Annotated in this window: 16 protein-coding genes; 8 read left to right on the top strand and 8 right to left on the bottom strand. The window is 69.0% G+C overall.

Annotated features, from left to right (window positions below; genetic code table 11):
• The first annotated feature begins 29 nt into the window (after window positions 1-29).
• Window positions 30-1,193 (top strand): sensor histidine kinase, encoded by a 1,164-nt coding sequence (locus QM693_RS15365; RefSeq protein ID WP_280784447.1) that lies wholly within the window; start codon window positions 30-32, stop codon window positions 1,191-1,193.
• 10 nt (window positions 1,194-1,203) lie between these two features.
• Here the strand turns inward: QM693_RS15365 and QM693_RS15370 are convergent, their stop codons facing one another.
• The 3 genes from QM693_RS15370 to QM693_RS15380 all read right to left on the bottom strand — a co-directional run bounded on the left by QM693_RS15370 (window position 1,204) and on the right by QM693_RS15380 (window position 4,971).
• Complete coding sequence (locus QM693_RS15370) at window positions 1,204-1,608, bottom strand: Rv0313 family protein (protein ID WP_005246369.1); 405 nt, start codon at window positions 1,606-1,608, stop codon at window positions 1,204-1,206.
• Window positions 1,609-1,725: 117 nt separating this feature from the next.
• On the bottom strand, window positions 1,726-3,381 hold the full coding sequence (locus tag QM693_RS15375; protein WP_283352784.1) for an amidohydrolase: 1,656 nt from the start codon (window positions 3,379-3,381) through the stop codon (window positions 1,726-1,728).
• Window positions 3,382-3,441: 60 nt separating this feature from the next.
• Window positions 3,442-4,971: an APC family permease gene (locus tag QM693_RS15380; RefSeq protein WP_283352785.1), complete on the bottom strand. Its 1,530-nt coding sequence runs from the start codon at window positions 4,969-4,971 to the stop codon at window positions 3,442-3,444.
• A gap of 169 nt (window positions 4,972-5,140) precedes the next feature.
• Here QM693_RS15380 and QM693_RS15385 point away from each other — a divergent pair, with 169 nt between their 5' ends.
• Both QM693_RS15385 and QM693_RS15390 read left to right on the top strand, forming a co-directional pair.
• On the top strand, window positions 5,141-5,869 hold the full coding sequence (locus QM693_RS15385) for a TetR/AcrR family transcriptional regulator (RefSeq protein WP_283332487.1): 729 nt from the start codon (window positions 5,141-5,143) through the stop codon (window positions 5,867-5,869).
• A 40-nt stretch (window positions 5,870-5,909) separates the two neighbouring features.
• Entirely contained in the window at window positions 5,910-7,301 is a 1,392-nt protein-coding gene (locus QM693_RS15390; protein WP_283352786.1) for an FAD-binding protein, read from the top strand.
• On the opposite strand, the gene QM693_RS15395 is transcribed toward QM693_RS15390, so the two are convergent.
• The 4 genes from QM693_RS15395 to QM693_RS15410 form a co-directional block, all read right to left on the bottom strand.
• Window positions 7,288-8,847 carry a glycosyltransferase family protein gene (locus QM693_RS15395; RefSeq protein ID WP_283352787.1) on the bottom strand — a complete coding sequence of 520 codons (1,560 nt, stop codon included), beginning with the start codon at window positions 8,845-8,847 and terminating at the stop codon, window positions 7,288-7,290. The two genes, QM693_RS15390 and QM693_RS15395, sit on opposite strands and share 14 nt — an antisense overlap.
• A gap of 236 nt (window positions 8,848-9,083) precedes the next feature.
• Window positions 9,084-9,740, bottom strand: coding sequence for a PAS and ANTAR domain-containing protein (locus QM693_RS15400; RefSeq protein WP_283332484.1), 657 nt, complete (start codon window positions 9,738-9,740; stop codon window positions 9,084-9,086).
• Window positions 9,741-9,862: 122 nt separating this feature from the next.
• Window positions 9,863-10,147, bottom strand: a complete 285-nt coding sequence (locus tag QM693_RS15405; RefSeq protein ID WP_105417547.1) for a YciI family protein — start codon at window positions 10,145-10,147, stop codon at window positions 9,863-9,865.
• An 11-nt stretch (window positions 10,148-10,158) separates the two neighbouring features.
• Window positions 10,159-10,587 carry a CBS domain-containing protein gene (locus tag QM693_RS15410; protein ID WP_009472696.1) on the bottom strand — a complete coding sequence of 143 codons (429 nt, stop codon included), beginning with the start codon at window positions 10,585-10,587 and terminating at the stop codon, window positions 10,159-10,161.
• A gap of 165 nt (window positions 10,588-10,752) precedes the next feature.
• On the opposite strand from QM693_RS15410, the gene QM693_RS15415 reads away from it, so the two are divergent.
• On the top strand, window positions 10,753-11,412 hold the full coding sequence (locus QM693_RS15415; protein WP_005260679.1) for a response regulator: 660 nt from the start codon (window positions 10,753-10,755) through the stop codon (window positions 11,410-11,412).
• Window positions 11,413-11,439: 27 nt separating this feature from the next.
• On the opposite strand, the gene QM693_RS15420 is transcribed toward QM693_RS15415, so the two are convergent.
• The gene (locus QM693_RS15420; RefSeq protein WP_280784440.1) at window positions 11,440-12,057 is read right to left on the bottom strand and encodes a hypothetical protein; all 618 of its coding nucleotides are present in this window, start codon (window positions 12,055-12,057) and stop codon (window positions 11,440-11,442) included.
• Between the two features lie 202 nt (window positions 12,058-12,259).
• On the opposite strand from QM693_RS15420, the gene QM693_RS15425 reads away from it, so the two are divergent.
• Genes QM693_RS15425 through QM693_RS15440 form a run of 4 tightly spaced genes read left to right on the top strand, consistent with a single transcriptional unit; the run spans window position 12,260 to window position 16,785 of the window.
• Entirely contained in the window at window positions 12,260-12,766 is a 507-nt protein-coding gene (locus QM693_RS15425) for an FxsA family protein (RefSeq protein WP_283332483.1), read from the top strand.
• 12 nt (window positions 12,767-12,778) lie between these two features.
• Window positions 12,779-14,383: an amidohydrolase gene (locus QM693_RS15430; RefSeq protein ID WP_283352788.1), complete on the top strand. Its 1,605-nt coding sequence runs from the start codon at window positions 12,779-12,781 to the stop codon at window positions 14,381-14,383.
• Window positions 14,373-16,076 carry an apolipoprotein N-acyltransferase gene (gene lnt, locus QM693_RS15435; RefSeq protein WP_283352789.1) on the top strand — a complete coding sequence of 568 codons (1,704 nt, stop codon included), beginning with the start codon at window positions 14,373-14,375 and terminating at the stop codon, window positions 16,074-16,076. The genes QM693_RS15430 and lnt overlap by 11 nt, the downstream gene beginning before the upstream one ends.
• The gene (locus QM693_RS15440) at window positions 16,003-16,785 is read left to right on the top strand and encodes a polyprenol monophosphomannose synthase (protein WP_280784436.1); all 783 of its coding nucleotides are present in this window, start codon (window positions 16,003-16,005) and stop codon (window positions 16,783-16,785) included. Before lnt ends, QM693_RS15440 begins: the two co-directional genes overlap by 74 nt.
• Window positions 16,786-16,961: the final 176 nt, after the last annotated feature.

The following is a 16,961-nucleotide window of genomic DNA, read 5'->3' on the forward strand; positions in this document are numbered from 1 at the left end:
ACCCACCCTGAGGTACTTACGCTGTGCACATGCGGAGGTTCAGTCTGTGGCTGCGAGGAAAGCCGACGGTTGCGGACTCGATGTTGGCGGCGATCCTGTTCACCCTCGAGGTGTTCGTGTTCACCGCGTCGGGAGACCGCTCGCCGTGGGTGCAGCTGGTCATGGGTTTCCTGCTGTGCCTGCCGATCGCGTGGCGTCGGAAGTACCCGCGGGCGGCGGCCGGTGCCGTTCTGGTGACGTCGATCACGATCACCTTCATCAGTTATTCGATCGGTGACCTCGACGCCGAACATCCCGGTCTGCTGGCCCTTGCCGTTGCCCTCTATACGCTCGTCGCCTACGTCGACCGCCGCACGGCCGCGGTGTACGCGGTGGGCCTCGCCGTCGATTCGGCCCTGTCGATCTGGTTGCTGGAACAGGAACTGGTGGCGGCCGGACTGTTTTCCGTCCTCGTCTTCGCGCTCTCCTGGATCACAGCGGAGTTCCTCGGCGCCCGCCGGGCCTACGACGAGGAGGTCGCCGCACGCCTCGTCGTCGCCGACTACGACCGGGATCGCCGCGCCGAGGACGCGGTGGCCGCCGAGCGGACCCGGATCGCCCGGGAACTGCACGACGTGGTCGCGCACGCCGTGAGCGTGATGATCGTGCAGGCCGACGGCGCGTCCTACGCCCTGAAGACCAACCCCGACATCGCGAAGCAGGCGCTCACCAACATCGCGAGCACCGGGCGGGAGGCCCTGGCGGAACTGCGGCGCACCGTCTCGCTGTTGCGCACCGAACCGGCGACCGACGACATGCCCCAGCATGGCACGGCCGGCCTCGCCCGAGTGGTCGACATGATGCGCAGCGCCGGCCTGCCCGTGGAACTCGAACTGACGGGGGAGCTGGACGACATCAGCCCCGCGGTCAGCCTCGGCGTCCACCGGCTGGTCCAGGAATCGCTGACGAATGTGCTGCGGCACGCCGGGGAACGTCCGCGCGCGAAAGTGCGGGTGCGGCGCCGCGAGACGGACGTGCTCGTCGAGATCACCGACAACGGCAACTCGTCCGGACAGTTCTCGCTCGGGTCGGGCAACGGGCTGCTCGGCATGCGAGAGCGGGTCGCCGTCCTGCACGGCACCCTCGAGGCGGGACGGCAGACCGACGGCAGTTGGCGGGTCACCGCGGAGTTGCCGCTCGAGCTGGAGGACTGAGCGGCCCCGGTCACTCCGTCTCCGGTGGCGCTGCTTCCTCCGGCTGGTCGAGGACGCTGACGGTGACGCCGTAGGGGAGGAACCGCACCGACCGGTGGGGATCCGTGTTGTGCTTGTGCGCGCGGAGCGCATCGAGTTCGGTGGCATACACCTGCTCGACACGTGCGACGCCCTCGTCGTCGAGCGTGTAGATCGCCCACACACCGTCACCGGTCTCGCCGGCCGTTTCCGGCTTCGACGCGCCGCGCGGCGAGCGGGCGAAGTCCGCGAACACGCCCGTCCACGGAATCTGAGAATCCGCCTGGTCCAGGAACCTGACGATCCGGTCCTTGACGCCCTGCAATTCCTCGCCGGCCTCACGGATCACGCGGTCGAGATCGTCGGGGTCGAACCCGAACGGCCTGTTGTCGCCCATCACTGTCTCCTGACTTCGGCGGGACATCTCCAGTGTGGCCGCGGATGCCGATCGGCGCCACGACGGTCCGCCGATCGGCATCCGCGGCCACCGAACAGGGCCTCCTCCCGCGGGACCTCACGCGTCCGGTGCGGTGTAGACGCGATCACCGCCCACATAGGTCAGGACCGCCCGGCTCCCGCCGATCTCGTCGGCAGTTCCCGTGAACGGGTCCCGGTCGAGGACTACCAGGTCGGCGAGCTTGCCCACCTCGATGCTCCCCGTGTCGTCGAGGTGGTTCACGTACGCGGACCCGGCGGTGTAAGCGGTCAGTGCGGCCGTGAGGTCGATTCGTTGCTCCGGGAGGAACACCGGGCGGCCTTGCCCGTCCCGGCCCGGCAGCACGCGATTGACCGCGACGTGGATGCCGTGGATCGGGTCGGCGCTGCTGACCGGCCAGTCGCTGCCGGCCGCCAGCGTTGCGCCCGAGCGCAGCAGGGAACCGAAGGGGTACTGCCGGCGGGAGCGTTCGTCCCCGAGGAAGGGGATGGTGAGTTCGTCCATCTGCGGTTCGTGGGCTGCCCACAGCGGTTGCATGTTGGCCGTGACGCCGAGCGCGCGGAAGCGCGGGATGTCGTCCGGGTCCACGACCTGAAGGTGGGCGAGGTGCGGCCGGGTGTCGCGGAATCCGTTCGCCGTCCGAGCGGCGTCGACCGCGTCGAGCGCGTCGCGCACGGCCCGGTCGCCGAGCGCGTGGAAGTGCACCTGAAAGCCGAGGGCGTCGAGCTCGGTGACGTACCCGCGCAGCGCGTCCGGGTCGACGAAGCTGGTGCCGGAATGGGCTGTCGCGCAGCCGCATCCATCCAGATACGGGGAGATCATGGCCGCGGTGCGGGATTCGGCGACACCGTCGAGCATGATCTTCACGGTGTCGGCCCGCATCCTCCCGACGCGGAGACGGGAACGTCGCCGGAGCAGGTCGGGGATCTGCTCGGCGCCCCGATCGCGATCCCACCACAAGGCGCCCGCCACCCGCGCAGTGAGGGACCCGTCGCCGGCCGCGGTCAGGTAGGCGTCCGAGACGTCCGAGATCCCGGAGGTGTCGCCGAGTAGCGCGTCCTGCCAGGCGGTGATGCCGAGCGCATGCAGGTGCTGCTGGGCATGGAGCAGGGCCTTCAGTCGGTCGTCGGGCGTGTGCTGCGGGGTGTGGCAGCCGACCAACTCCATCGCAGACTCCTGGAGCATGCCGGTCGGCACGCCGTCGGCGTCGCGTTCGATACGTCCGCCGACGGGGTCGGGGGTGTCTCGGGTGATGCCCGCGATGTCCAGGGCTCTCGTGTTGGCCCAAGCCCCGTGGTGGTCGCGGTTGGGCAGAAACACCGGCCGATCCCGCACGACGGTGTCGAGGAGTTGCGCGGTGGGTGTCCCCCCGTCGAACGCCTCCATCGACCACCCGCCGCCGACGATCCACGGCAACTCCGGGTGTGCGTCGGCGTAGCTGCGGATGACGGCGAGGGTGGCGGCGGCATCGCTGACGCCGGTGAGGTTGCACCGGGCGGACTCGAGTCCGGCCACCACGGGATGGATGTGCGCGTCCTGGAAGCCGGGGAGCAGCAGCCTGCCGGTGAGGTCGACGACCTCGGTGCGGGTGCCGATCAACTCCCGGACCTCGTCGTGGCCGACAGCCGATATCCGGCCACGGGTGACCGCGACCGTCGTGGCGCGGCTGCGGGCCGGGTCCAGGGTGGCAATCGATCCGCCGGTGAAGACCAGATCTGCGGGTTCTGCTGACATCGAAAATCTCCTGTCGGGAAGTGATTTCGTCGGTGGTCGGATCAGGTCGCGTCGCGCTGATCAGGAACGGGTGGTCACGGGAACCTCGGTGGGTGCACCGAGCAGGTCGGCGGCGTCGGCATCTGTTCCGCGTCCGGTGACGAAGTAGGGCGACCGCCGGACCCACTTCGCGTGCGCGGCCACCACCAGCCCCGAGATCAGGATGAGGACCGGGAACAGCAGCTGAAACCAACCGTTGGTCGCGCTGAACTCGAGATGATCTGCCGAGGTGTAGAAGATCCAGCCCAGGTAACCGCCCAACGCCAGCAACACCAGGGCGCTGACGGCGGGAAACACGACCGCGCGCAGTCCCTCCCACGGACGTTCGCGCAGGAGTCCGCGGAACCGGACGGCGGCGGCGAGCGCCGTCAGGCCGTACCACAGGGCGACCACCAGACCGATCGAACTGATGCCCGCACCGAGAAGGTCGCTGAGCTTGGGGATGACCGTGGCCAGCAGTGCGACCACGGCGGAGATGCCGCCGAGCAGCACGGTTCCGGCCGCCGGGGTTCCATAGCGGGAATGGATGCGGGTCCACACCGGGCCGAGCGTGCGGTCCCGGCCCATCGCGAACAGTCCACGCGCGCTGGGTATCACGGTGGCCTGGAGCGAGGCGACGACGGAGAACATCAGCGCCACCACGGGGAGCGCGGCCAGCGGCTGACGGGCGAGTGCCTCGCCGAGGAACGCGAGCCCGACGGTCCCGTTGTCCGCCAGTTCCGTGGGGGTGAGGACGCGCTGGAAGGCCACCGCACCGAGCAGGAACAAGCCGAGGACCAGGAAGACGGTGATCACGCCGGCGCGGGACGCATCGCGCGGATCGCGCACCTCCTCGCTCACACTGAACGCCGCTTCGAAACCCCAGTAGAAGAAGACCGCGATCACCATGCCCTCGGCGAGCACGGCGAACGACGGAATCGCGAAGGGATTGAACCAGGACAGGGAGAACGGCTGGCTCCCGGCAAACAGTCCATACGTGCAGAAGCCGATCAACACGACGTACTCGAAGACGAGGAGATACTTCTGCAGCCGTGCCGCGACCGCGACGCCGCGGACGGCGGTGAAGGTCACCGCACCGAGGATCGTCAGCCCCAAGATCGTCGACTGCAGCGTGGAGTCGGGATCGAGAGCGAGCCCGCCGATGCCGTGCAGGCCGGCCATGCCGGCGAGTTGCAGGATCGCCGACCCGGCGATCGCGGTGGTGTAGGCCATGAACACGACCACGGCGACGATGGCCATCCACCCGGTGAGGAAACCCAGCCACGGACTGAGACTGCGGCCCACCCAGACGTAGCTGTTGCCGCAATTGGGTTCGACCCGGTTGAGCCGGGCGTATCCGCTGGCAATTCCCAGAATCGGGACGAACGCCAGTAACAGCACCACCGGCATCTGGAGACCGACCACGGCGGCGATGACCCCCAAACCGACACCGATGCTGGTCGTCGCCGCGGTACTCGAGGCGGCGATCGCAACTCCGTCCATGACGCCGAGGGATTTGCGGAGGGACGTCGCCCTCGGCACGTCCGCCGCGCCGTTGTTCACTGCTGCCATGTGTGCGTCGCTTTCGCTGGAGGTGGAGAGGGACGAGAGGCCACGCGCCGGTCCGGTGTCTCGTGCCCGCGGCCTGGGGCTTCGCTCCCTGCCTGTGACATGCAACACCGTCGCCGTTTACACCGTCAACGGTGTTGGCATAAGCTGCGGCCGACGGAAGGATCCCGGAATGGCGAAGCAGGTGGTCTCGGACTCGGCCCGGAAGAGGCGCAGGCCGACGAAGCAGGGTGGAGTTCTCTCGGAGCAGCTGATCATGGAGACGGCACTGCGGTTGCTGCGGCACCACGGCAGCGCGGGCCTGTCCGTCCGCCGCCTCGGTGCTGCGCTCGGGGCAGACCCCAGCACCCTGTACCGGTACTTCCGCGGCATCGACGACCTCACGTTGGCGATCGCCGACGAGCTGATCGGCCGGTCATTCCGCGGGTGGGAACCCACCGGAGACTGGTGGCGCGACTTGCACTCCCTCGGAATACGTTCGCATGCAGCGTATCTGGACCACCCCCAGGCGGCAGTCCTGTCGGCCAGCCGTGTCAGCGGTCGCACCTCGGAGAAAGCGGCCGTCGACACGATCCTCGGGATACTGCGCGAGGCGGGGTTCCCCGACGGCGCAGCGGTGCGCCTCTACCGTGCGTTCGTCGATCAGATGCTGGCGTTCGCCGCCCTCGACGGAGCCGAACTCGCACTGCCCGAGGACGTCCGTGAGTCCGACCGGCAACTGTGGCGATCGTCCTACGCGCAACTGCCGGCCGAGACGCACCCGCACATCGCCGCGACGGCGGGCCTGCTCGTCGACCTCTCCGACCGCAGCGCCTATCCCGACGCACTCGAACTGCTCCTCGACGGCGCGCGCGCACTGCTTCACCGACTCGACGCGAAGCGAGGATCGGCAACCTCGTGACCTGGCAGGCGGGTCGTAGAATCCATGGAAGGAGAACCCGATGGACCCGCACCTTCGCAACGCACGGACCACCGATCTGCCGCCGCCGGCGCTGGACGGCGAGCTGCGGTTCGATCAAGCGACGCGAGAACAGGCCGCCGACGATTTCGGGCACCTCGTGCACACGGAACCGGAGTCCGTCCTGCTACCGGGATCCACCGACGACGTCGCTGCGACGATCCGCTGGGCCGCGAAGCGGGGCCGCACGTTCGCCGCGCAGGGGCAGCGCCACTCGGTGTGGGGACGATCCGGAGCCCGGAACGGCATCGTGGCCGCCATGTCGACGCGGCACTCCGTCGGCCGGGCGGTGAGCGACCGGATCGTCGTCGGCGCGGGCACGACGTGGCGCGAGGTGCTCGCCGCGACGCTGCCGCGGGGACAGACCCCGCCCGTGCTCACCGACTACCTCGACCTGTCGGTCGGCGGGACACTCGTCGTCGGGGGCGTGGGCGGCACGACCTCGCGGTACGGCGTCCAGAGCGACAACGTCATCTCGATGGACGTGGTGACCGGCACGGGGCAGACGATCACCTGTTCGGCACAGAGCCACTCGGACCTGTTCGACGCGGTGCGGGCAGGGCTCGGCCAGGTGGGCGTGATCACCGAGGCGACGCTCGAACTCGTCGCGGCACCCGAGCAGGTGCGCAGGTTCGTGCTGGTCTACCCGAACCTGGCGGGGATGCTGAAGGACGCGCGCCTCCTGTCCGCGGGCGCCGGCTTCGACGCGGTGCAGGGCGCGATCCTGGCAGCACCGACCGGTGAGCTCTCGTTCCAGCTGGACGTGGCGAAGTTCTTCACCGGGAGCCCGCCGGACGACGACGTACTGCTCGCCGGACTGTCCGACGACCCCGCCGGACGGATGCCCGGCACGATTGCGTACGTCGACTACCTCGAGCGGCTGGCCGGGCTGGAAGCGGCGTTGCGGGGCAACGGCCAGTGGTTCCACCCGCACCCCTGGATCACCACCTTCATCGGAGACTCGCACGTCGAGTCGCTGGTCGACGACGAGCTGGGCAGGCTTGATCCTGCGACCGACCTCGGCAAGTTCGGTCAGATCGTGCTGTCGCCGATCCGCACCGGAGCGATCACCAGTCCACTGCTGCGGACACCCTCGGAGGGCCTGTGTTTCGCGTTCAACTTCGTCCGGGTGCCGACGACCGCCGACCTCGGCGACGCCAACCGGCTCGTGGACTCCAACAGGGCCGTGTACGACCGCGTCCGCAATGCCGGCGGCGCGCTCTACCCGGTGAGCGCGGTCCCCATGTCCCCCGAAGACTGGCGCCGGCATTTCGGGTCGGCGTTCCACCGCCTCGACGAGGCCAAACGGAGGTTCGACCCGGATCACGTCCTCACCCCCGGCTACGACGTGTTCGAGGGCGTCAGCCGCCGGTGAGCGGCACCAGGATGAAGTGACCGGCTCCGCGGGCAGCGGAGAACACGTCCCAGGACATCGGACCGCCGGGACCACGGCCCTCCTCGTACCGGAGATCGAACGCGGGATTCACGGGTGCGAGCCGGTAGTCGAAGAAGGCGTAGTTGGCGCGCAGCAACGTTCGCGCCGGTTCCGTGGCCTCCGCGAGACGGGGCACCAACCGGTCCTCGACCACCAATCCGCGGTCGGAGAACTCGTCGACGATCACACACTCACAGAAGTAGGCGAGGGTCCCGATCTCACCGGGGGATCGCACCGGTGCCTCCCCGACGAGTGTCCCGACCGCCCGGCCGACCCGTTCGTAGTCCTGCGCGCTCGCCCAGTTACCGAAGATGGGGGGTGCCTCCCACGGGAGACCGCTCTCGACGTCGTAGTATACGGCGCCGACTCCCAGCACGGCGAGGAGGCCGGCCAGCGTGCCTGCGGCGGCGCGGTACGGGGTGTCGCGCGCGGCGCTCCAGTGGATGCCGGCGGCGAGGACGGCGAACATCGCCAGCGTGGTCGCCGGCGCCACGTAGTACCAGTGGTACGGCACGGTGTCGAGCACGACGTAGGCGACGTAGTAGAGGGCGCCGGACAAGCCGAGCGCGAGCAGCGGCACGGGGACGGGCACCGGTCGCTTCCAGGGTCTGGCGTACGAGGCGAGCGCGACGAGAATCAGCACGAGCGCGAGGACCGCGGGACCGAATGCCGCCACGGTCCGCCACGGGTTGGACTCGAAGTACATGATCGGGCCGGTGAGGTAGTTGTAGCCGCCCACGTCGGAGGCCTGGCCCTGCTTGATCAGGAAGGTGTCGGGCAGCGCCGAACCGAGGACGACCCAGCTGAACAGATACCACGGCCCTGCGATCGCGGCGAAGCCGGCGAGGGCGCGGCGCAGTTGCGTGCGAATCGCCGGTGACAGGGCGGCGATGACCACGACGAAAACGAGCAGGTCCAGACGTACCAGCGCCGCCATCCCCGCGGCCGCACCGAACCAGGCGGCCCGGCCCTCGAGCGCGAACCACACCATCACCGCGACGGCCGCCGGGATCAGCAGCACCTCGAGCCCGACCGCGGACAACACGAACGGGTTGAACACCACCAGCGCGCTGGCGAGTACCGCCCACCCGGTCCCGATGCCGAGCCGCCGGCACATCCGCGCCAGTACCCAGCCCAACAGGGCGGTGACCGCGACGTTGAGCATTCCGAGTGCCAACAGGGGGTCGCCCGGGCCCCACAACCGGGTCAGGAACGTCAGTGCCCCGAGCGCGAGCACGTTGAGCGGGGACGTCGACGTGTTCGCGGTCAGGCCGTGGACGATCGCCCACTCCCCGTGGACGGCGAGGTTCCTGGCGGCCGACAAACTGATGTAGGCATCGTCCGTCAGGCTGCCGGAGACGATCCAGAACAACACGGCGGCCAACACCGCGCCGGACGCGGCGAGGATCATCGGCGCCCGGAACGGTCTCGGTACCGGTGGCGGGGCAGACCGCTCGAGCGGTTCGTTCAGCAATCCTGTGGACACCGCGACATCCTAGAGAGGGGAGCCGCGACTGCTGCTGGCAGCCGCCGAATTCGACGGCCGCACGGTCCCGGTCGCCGGAAAGGTCGTACCGCGCGCACGCGCTGGTGCCCGCCGACTGTTTAGTCATTCGACAAGGCGGGAAATCGACGCCCCAGGGTCGGAAGCGTCACCGGTGGCACCACCGGCCCAGGTTCCGCGGGTTGAGCCCCCAGGTCGCGGGACCGCCCCGGGCTTTTTTATCGGCTGCGCCGCTCGTGAGCGGTGAGCAGCAGAGCGTCGAAACGGTCGCGAAACGAAGTGGGCGCGCGGATGTCGTCGCCGAACGCGAGAACGAGTTGCTCGGCGATCACGCGGATCTTCGTGTTCGTCTCCTGTGACCGCCACGTCAGGAGGTCGAAGGCGGCGTCGGCGGAGAGGGAGTAGACGAGCATCAGCGCACCCTTGGCCTGTTCGATGATCGCCCGCGAACGGACGACGTCGGCCTCGTCGAGCAAGCGCGGGTTGTTCCAGACGTCGTCGGTCCTGTCCTGCCACACGAGCACGACGAAGCGGGTGTCCGCGGACGTGAACGTGGAGGCGAACCCGTGCGCCCACAGCCAGTTCCCGTTCCTGTGCCGGATGCGGGCATACCCGGCGTGGGCGGTGCCGGTGTCGAGGACACCTCGGACCAGGCCGAACCACCGCGGCGCATCCGACGGGTGCATCAATCCCGCGAGGTCCACACGATCGAATTCGTCCAATCGGTATCCGACGAAGTCGGCGAGGGCGGGGTTCGTCAACACCAGTTGCCGTCGGTCGTCATAGACGCTGACCGGGCGCGGAAGAGAGACCACCAGCGAGGTGAACGCGTCCTGGCCGAGGCTGTCGGCCGGTGCGAGGGGGAACCCGGGCATGCGTACTTCCTTCGATGTTTCGCCCCGACGACGACTGGTACAGCGATCATCGCGGCGTGCGCAGAACGATCCGCTAGAGGTATTCGGAGCCGAGCCCCGTTCGGCTGGGTGTGACGTGCGTCCTACTCGCTGAATTCGCCCATCGCGGGCGTCCATCCGCGGATCTGCACGTTCTGCACCAGATTCTCCTGGGCGAACGGATCCTGCGTGAAGAGGCGTGCGACGGCGTCCTCGTCCTCGGCGTCGACGATGAACAGCGCACCGTGGCCGTCGGCGAGGGGGCCGGTCGAGCGCATGACCTTGCGGCGGACCAGTTCGGTGAGCCACCCACGATGCTGTGTCCGGTGGTCGTCGCGGAGGGACGACGTCTCGGGGCTGTACGTGTATTCCACGACGAACAGGGCCATGAGGTTCTCGTTCAGCCGTGGTCGATGTAGGACTCGAGCTGGTCGCGTTCGGTCTGCAACTCGCCGATCCGGCTCTTCACCACGTCGCCGATGCTGACGATGCCGACCAGCTGCCCGTCCACGATCACCGGCAGGTGCCGGATTCGGCGTTCGGTCATGGTTTCGGCGAGACTGTCCACGGTGTCGGTCGGGAGGCAGGCGAACACCGACGTCGTCATGATGTCCACGACCCGGGCATTCAGGATGTCTGGGCCGCGTTCGTGGATGCGGCGCACCACGTCGCGTTCGGTGACGATCCCGACGACGGCGTCGTTCTCCGTCACCACCAGGGCACCGACATTGTGCCTGGCGAGTTCGCCGATCAGCGTGCTGACCGGCATCTCCGGATCGACCGTCACCACGGCCGGACCCTTGTTCCGCAACACATCCGCGATTCGCATCTGGACACCCCGATCTGTGGGCACTCCGACTGGCCGCCGATTCGATCATAGGCAGACTTCGAGCGTATGCCAGCGCTTCTGCCGGTCTTGGTTTGGTTATCCAGTCGTGACCGCCGCGTACCGCGGGCCGGGCGCCTACCTGGACCGCGGTGTTAGGTTGGCGCTGTGCCGATCACCGTGCTACTCGTCGACGACCAGGAACTGATGCGGATGGGCCTCAACATGGTGCTCGACGCTCAGGACGACATCACTGTCGTCGGGGAGGCGAGCGACGGCGCGGCCGCCGTCGCCGCGGTCCGCAAACTCGAACCCGATGTGGTGCTGATGGATGTCCGCATGCCGGTGGTGGACGGGGTCAGCGCGACCGCCCAGATCCTGGAGTCGGGGGTCGCGAGCCGCGTGCTGGTGATGACCACCTTCGACCTCGACGAGCACGCCATGGGTGCGTTGCGGGCCGGGGCCAGCGGCTTCCTGCTCAAGGACACCCCGTCGGAAGACCTGGTGTCGGCCATCCGCAGTGTGGCCGCGGGGGACGCAGTGGTGTCGCCGAAGGTGACCCGCCGGCTGCTGGCGAGGTTCCTCGACGACGGTCCGGGTCCGCTTCGTGACCCGGAGGTCCTCGACGTGCTGACCGAGCGTGAACGGGAAGTGCTGCAGCTGGTCGCCACCGGGTTGTCGAACACGGAGATCGCCGGTCAGCTGTTCCTCTCGGAGTCGACCATCAAATCGCACGTGGGCCGGATTCTGACCAAGTTGAACGTCCGCGACCGGGTCCAGGCAGTGGTGCTGGCCTACGAGACGGGCCTGGTGCGACCCGGCTCGTAGGCCGGCGGGTGGGGAAGCGTACTACCGCTAGACGGTGAAGGTGCCGACGGTCGGGACCACGGTGCACGTGACGGAGTCGGCGTAGCCGACCGTGCCGAACATCGTCGCGAGGACGGTTCCCTTGCCGGTGTCGACGATCTTCGACAGCAGCGGGGTATTGATGATCGGCAGCTTGTCGTCGAGCGTGACGATCCCGCCCTGGAACGTCGTGAGGTTGATCCAGGCGACGCTGAGGTCGGACGTCTGCGGGATCGCGACGTACGCGGGGATGGCCTGGAATCGGAGTTGGTTGGCGGTGATCTGGGGGAACAGGTTCGGTCCGCCCTGAGCGCTCGCCAGCGTGACCGTCGCGGGCTTGTCGGCGACGCCGCACCCGAGCGTGGGGGACGGGTACATGAAGTCCTGCGGTGTGGTGAGTCCGACCTCGAGCACGTCCTTCGGGATGAACACGCTGGCGCCGAGAAGGGCGTCCACGGCCGCGGTCGCGGCGGGGGAGACCTCGGTGGCCAGCGCCTGCAGTTCGGCGGCACCCTTCGCGAAGTCGGCGACCGGTGCTGCCGATGCCGGTCCCGAAGACAGCATGCCGAAGGCGGCTGCGGACGCGAGAACGATTGCGGCTCGGCGGAAGACGGTGGAACGAGTCATATCGGCTCCTCGTTGTGCGCGGGGTCGGAAGACCCCCATCGCAGTGAACTGCATCATGCCCAGACTCTCAATGTCAACTTGAGGTTTAGCATTGTGAGCGCTTCGATATCTGCGGCCGGGAGAAAATCGGCGCCGTCGAACGTTGAACGATCAGACGGTTGACCCAGACCCTCGATGACCCGGCCGTCCGAAAGGGGGCGTCATGTACGCCGCACTGTTCCTGTTGTACGTAGTGGTGGAGATCGCCGCGCTCGTCCTGGTCGGTCACGCGATCGGCGTGCTGTGGACCGTGCTCCTCCTGCTCGGTGGAACGCTGATCGGACTGCTGCTGATGCGGTCGCAGTGGCGTCGTGTGATGGACGGCCTGCGCCGGGCGGCGAGCGGCGACGGCTCTCCTGGTTCGGCGGTCGCGGACGGCGCACTCGTCGCACTGGGCTCCGCGCTGATGTTCGTCCCCGGCCTGGTCACCTCGGTGCTCGGGCTGCTCTTCCTCGTTCCCCCCACCCGATGGGCACTTCGGCCCGTCGTGGTCCTGCTGGCAGGCAGGCGTGCGGCCACCGTCGCGGCCGGGGCGGAAGCATTCGCACGGGCACCCCGGCGGGGTGGCGGCGAAGTGATCGAAGGGGAGGTGGTCGACGAGGTCTTCGAGGGCGTAGTGATCGACGAGGAGCCCCGAACCCCGACCCGTGATCCCCGCGTTCTGCCCTAACAGGCAGACTGGTTGCCTGTGACTACACAACTGCTGGTCGGCGGCCGAATCTACAGTTCCTTTGCTCCAGACGCCACGTCGATGGCAGTGACCGACGGTGTCGTGTCGTGGGTCGGCGACGACCGCGCGGCCCGTGCGCTGCACCCCGGTGCCGGCGTGGTCGACCTCGGCGGCGCATTCGTCACCCCGGCTTTCGTCGACACCCACGTGCACGTCACGGCGCTCGGCCTGAACATCGTCGGGCTCGATCTGGTCGGTGTCGGGTCGCTTCGCGAATGCCTCGACCGGCTCGCCTCCTTTGCCCGCACCCACGGCGACGCGGTCATCTGGGGACACGGCTGGGACGAATCGGCGTGGCCGGAAGGCGCCGGTCCCACCACGGCGCAGCTCGACGAGGCCGCGCCCGGACGCACGGTGTATCTGTCCCGGATCGACGTCCATTCGGCGGTCTGCTCGACGGCCCTGCGCCGGTCGGTCCCGGATCTGAGTGACACCGCCGGCTTCTCGCCGGAGGGGCCGCTGACATTCGAGGCGCACCACGCCGCCCGCACCGTCGCGCGCTCGCTGCTGACGGCCGAGCAGCGGTCCGCCGCCCGCATCGCGGCCCTCGACGCCATCGCCTCCCGCGGCATCGTCGCGGTGCACGAGTGCGGGGGCCCCGACATCGCCGGACTCGACGATTTCCGTGAACTCCTCGCCACCGCGCACGGTGTCGAGGTCCGCGGCTACTGGGGTGAGGCGGTCGCCGACGCCGACGAGGCCAGGAAGCTGCTGAACGCCACCGGCGCCCACGCGCTGGGCGGCGACCTGTTCATCGACGGATCCCTCGGCTCCCACACGGCGTGGCTCAGCGAACCCTATGCCGATCTGGCCGGCGGCACCGGCAAGAGCTACCTGGGAGTCGACGAGATCGCCGCACACGTGCGGGCCTGCACGATCGCCGGAATCCAGGCCGGATTCCACGTCATCGGCGACGCCGCCGTCCGGGCCGCGGTCGACGCGTTCGCCGTCGTCGCCGACGAACTGGGCGGTCCCGCGGTCGCGAAGGCCGGGCACCGACTCGAACACGCCGAGATGATGACCGGGGACGACGCCGCGCGGCTCGCGCAGTGGGGTGTGATCGCCAGCGTCCAGCCCGCGTTCGACGCCCTGTGGGGTGGCACCGACGGCCTGTACGCGCAGCGCCTGGGAACCGAGCGAGCCGTCACCCTCAACCCGTTCGCCGCCGCCGCCTCCGCCGGGGTGTCGCTGGCGTTGAGTTCCGACGCGCCCGTCACCCCGGTCGACCCGTGGGCGATGCTGCGCGCGGCCGTCCATCACCGCACCCCCGGCAGCGGGATCTCCCCGCGCGCGGCGTTCTCCGCTGCCACCCGGGGTGCATGGCGGGCCGGCGGGGTCCGGGACGGTCTCGCCGGGACGCTCGACCCGGGAGCGCCGGCGTCGTACGCCGTGTGGGATGCCGGGGAACTCGTCGTCAGCGCGCCCAAGGACTCCGTGCAGCGGTGGTCGACCGATCCCCGGTCCCGGGTCCCGGCCCTGCCGCGGCTCGAGGACGACGCGCCCACACCCGTGCTGCTGCGTTCGGTGCACCGGGGGAGCGTCGTCCATGAGCGGTAGCACCACACCTCGCTGGATTACCGGAAAGCGCGGCGTGGCGGTGCGTTCCGTCCTGTCGGTGGCAGCGGGATTCCTCGTGTTCGCCGGGTTTCCGCCCCGGCCCCTGTGGTTCCTCGCGCCCATCGGCATCGCCCTGCTGACGCTGATCCTCACCGGAGCGGGGGGTGCGGCACCGAGACTGCGCGCGGGCTTCGGCTACGGCTACCTCGCGGGACTCGGTTTCCTCGTGCCGCTGCTCCCGTGGATCGGGGTGTTCGTCGGAGCCCTCCCGTGGCTAGCGCTCGCCGCGGTCGAGTCGCTGTACATCGGACTGTTCGGGGTGCTCGCCGTGCTCGTCTCCCGGCTGCGCTGGGCCCCGCTGTGGATCGCGGCGTGCTGGTCGCTCACGGAATGGCTGCGCGCGAGCGTGCCGTTCGGCGGCTTCCCCTGGGGGCGGTTGGCGTTCGGCCAGTCGGAGGGCTGGTTCCTGCCGCTCGCGAGCATCGGCGGTGCCCCGCTGCTCAGCTTCGCCGTCGCACTGACCGGTGCCGGGCTGGCATCCGTCGCCGTGACAGTGCGGGCCCGGGCGGGCGGCGCCACGAACTGGACGCGGCCGCTCGCAGGCGGTCTGGTCGCCGCCCTCGCCGCGACCGTCGTGTCGCTCGCGCTATGGCCGACACTGCCGGGCATGGACTCGGGAGACCGGACGATGACCGTCGCCGCGATCCAGGGCAGCGTCCCCAAACTCGGACTCGACTTCAACGACCAACGCAAGCGGGTCCTCGACAATCATGTGAACCGCACCCTCGAACTCGCCGACGACGTCGCGTCGGGCGCGGCGCCGCAACCCGACCTCGTCGTCTGGCCGGAGAACGCGTCCGACATCGATCCCCTGCGCAACGCCGACGCCGCCGCCGACATCTCCCGGGCGTCCGAGGCGATCGGTGCGCCCATTCTGGTGGGCGCGGTGCTCGTGAATTCCGACCGCACCACCACCAACTCGGTGATCGTGTGGGACGGCGATGCGGGACCGCAGGAGCAGCACGACAAGAAGATCATCCAGCCGTTCGGCGAGTACCTGCCGTACCGCGGGTTCTTCCGGCACTTCTCCGCGTATGCCGACCGGGCGGGCAACTTCGTTCCCGGCGACGGGGACGGCGTCGTCCACGCGGACGGAATCGCCGTCGGGGTCGCGACCTGCTACGAGGTGGCGTTCGACCGGGCGTTCGAGCAGTCGGTGCGCAGCGGCGCCGAACTGCTCGCCGTCCCCACCAACAACGCCACGTTCGGCGACACCGAGATGACCTACCAGCAGCTCGCCATGTCGCAGGTGCGGGCCGTGGAGCACGGCCGCGCCGTCGTCGTCGCCGCAACCAGCGGTGTGAGCGCGATCATCGGCCCCGACGGGTCCACGGCGGCGGAAACCTCACTTTTCGTACCCGCGGCCCTGGTGTCGCAGGTGCCGCTGCGCACCGGTACTACGCTGGCAAGTCGGCTCGGCCCGATTCCGGAGGTTCTTCTCTGTGTCGGCGCCGTCGCTGCCGTCGCGTTCGCCGTGGTGCAACGACGACGCACAGTTCGCACACTGATTCAACGCAGTACCGAGAAGGCGCCGGCAGTTGCCGGCAGGGAGGATCCTCATGGCATCGGAGACCGATTCCGGGCAGAGCGGGGCACCGAGCGCACGGACTCTGGTGATCATTCCGACGTATAACGAGCGGGAGAATCTCGGCCTGATCGTGGGTCGCCTGCATGCGGCGCTGCCGCGGACGCATGTTCTCGTCGTCGACGACGGCAGCCCGGACGGCACGGGCGACGTCGCGGACGCCCTCGCGTCGAACGACGACGCCGGCCGCATCCACGTGATGCACCGCACCGAGAAGAACGGTCTCGGCGCCGCGTACATCGCCGGTTTCCACTGGGGACTGGACCGCGACTACACCGTCCTCGTCGAAATGGACGCGGACGGCAGCCACGCGCCCGAGCAGTTGCATCGCCTCCTCGACCAGGTGGACGCCGGCGCCGACCTCGTGCTCGGTTCGCGGTACGTGCCGGGCGGCACGGTCGTCAACTGGCCGAAACACCGCGAGTGGCTCTCGCGCGGCGGAAACATCTACTCGCGGCTCGCGCTGGGCGTGAAGATCAAGGACATCACCGGCGGATACCGGGCGTACCGCCGTGAGGTACTGGAGAAGCTCGACCTCGCCGCGGTGGAGTCGCACGGCTACTGCTTCCAGGTCGATCTGGCATGGCGGGCCATTCAGGAGGGCTTCGACGTCCGCGAAGTTCCCATCACGTTCACGGAACGAGAGATCGGCGAGTCGAAGATGAGCGGCGGGATCGTTCGCGAGGCGCTCCTCAAGGTCACGCAGTGGGGGCTCCGGAACCGGATCGCCAAGATCAAGGGTGCGGCAGCCGGCTAGTTACCCGGCACCGACCGCTGCCCCATTCCTTCCGCGGAAGGAATGGGGCAGTGCCGTATCGACCGCACCGAAACGTGACGTACGTGGGCAAACCGACGCCATGTCCACATCGTGAGACACCCTGAAACGGTCTGAACCGTACGTCCGATAGGAACCTGAAGCGTACTCCCGGGTAA

Source organism: Rhodococcus sp. IEGM 1305 (genome assembly GCF_030058635.1).
GTDB lineage: Bacteria > Actinomycetota > Actinomycetes > Mycobacteriales > Mycobacteriaceae > Rhodococcus_F > Rhodococcus_F opacus_D.

Bases quoted from the DNA above. Each gene is read 5' to 3' on its own strand.
- QM693_RS15385 (WP_283332487.1), top strand. From the start codon at position 5,141: ATGGCGAAGCAGGTGGTCTCGGACTCGGCCCGGAAGAGGCGCAGGCCG.
- QM693_RS15375 (WP_283352784.1), bottom strand. From the start codon at position 3,381: ATGTCAGCAGAACCCGCAGATCTGGTCTTCACCGGCGGATCGATTGCC.
- QM693_RS15390 (WP_283352786.1), top strand. From the start codon at position 5,910: ATGGACCCGCACCTTCGCAACGCACGGACCACCGATCTGCCGCCGCCG.
- QM693_RS15365 (WP_280784447.1), top strand. From the start codon at position 30: ATGCGGAGGTTCAGTCTGTGGCTGCGAGGAAAGCCGACGGTTGCGGAC.
- QM693_RS15405 (WP_105417547.1), bottom strand. From the start codon at position 10,147: ATGGCCCTGTTCGTCGTGGAATACACGTACAGCCCCGAGACGTCGTCC.
- QM693_RS15420 (WP_280784440.1), bottom strand. From the start codon at position 12,057: ATGACTCGTTCCACCGTCTTCCGCCGAGCCGCAATCGTTCTCGCGTCC.
- QM693_RS15440 (WP_280784436.1), top strand. From the start codon at position 16,003: ATGGCATCGGAGACCGATTCCGGGCAGAGCGGGGCACCGAGCGCACGG.
- QM693_RS15400 (WP_283332484.1), bottom strand. From the start codon at position 9,740: ATGCCCGGGTTCCCCCTCGCACCGGCCGACAGCCTCGGCCAGGACGCG.
- QM693_RS15380 (WP_283352785.1), bottom strand. From the start codon at position 4,971: ATGGCAGCAGTGAACAACGGCGCGGCGGACGTGCCGAGGGCGACGTCC.
- QM693_RS15410 (WP_009472696.1), bottom strand. From the start codon at position 10,587: ATGCGAATCGCGGATGTGTTGCGGAACAAGGGTCCGGCCGTGGTGACG.
- QM693_RS15425 (WP_283332483.1), top strand. From the start codon at position 12,260: ATGTACGCCGCACTGTTCCTGTTGTACGTAGTGGTGGAGATCGCCGCG.
- lnt (WP_283352789.1), top strand. From the start codon at position 14,373: ATGAGCGGTAGCACCACACCTCGCTGGATTACCGGAAAGCGCGGCGTG.
- QM693_RS15370 (WP_005246369.1), bottom strand. From the start codon at position 1,608: ATGGGCGACAACAGGCCGTTCGGGTTCGACCCCGACGATCTCGACCGC.